Below are 715 nucleotides of genomic sequence, written 5' to 3'. Positions count from 1 at the left end.
CCGCCCCCGCCGCCCCCGCCGCCGAAGGGCCGGCCCGCGGCCGCGCTGCCGATGCCCGCGACGCCGCCGATTCAAGCCGCGCCCGCCGAACCGATCGTCTGAGCGCGCAGCGTTCCCCTGGCCGGGCCGGCGGCGACACGCACCGGCCCGGCTCTTTTCATGAGCGCCGAACGCATCGAGGCCTCGCTGTAGGAGCGGCGCGAGCCGCGACCGCGCAGCGTCCGGTCGCGCCGAATGCAGAGCGGCCGGCGACGCGGGTGTAGTGGGTTTCGTCGCAGCCGAGATGGCGCGGTCGCGGCTTGCGCCGCTCCTACAGGGGGCCATGCGAGCGGACGCGCTACATCTGTTTTTTCATGAGCGCCGAACGCACCGAAGCCCCCTGTAGGAGCGGCGCGAGCCGCGACCGCGCAGCTTACAGCCGCGTCGGACGCAGAGCGGCCAGCGTCGCGGGCTTAGCAGGTTTCGTCGTAGCCGCGGTGGCGCGGTCGCGGCTTGCGCCGCTCCTACAGGGGGCCATGCGAGCGGACGCGCAACATCTGTTTTTTCATGAGCGCCGAACGCATCGAAGCCTCGCTGTAGGAGCGGCGCGAGCCGCGACCGCGCAGCTTCCAGCCGCGTCGAACGCAGAGCGGCCAGCGTCGCGTGCGTAGCGGGTTTCGTCGTAGCCGCGGTGGCGCGGTCGCGGCTTGCGCCGCTCCTACAGGGGGCCATGCGA

Origin of the sequence: Lysobacter enzymogenes, assembly GCF_017168095.1 — a bacterium.
In the GTDB taxonomy this organism is placed as follows: domain Bacteria; phylum Pseudomonadota; class Gammaproteobacteria; order Xanthomonadales; family Xanthomonadaceae; genus Lysobacter; species Lysobacter enzymogenes_D.
The sequence above is the reverse complement of the archived record's forward strand: the minus strand, read 5'-3'. Positions refer to the sequence as shown.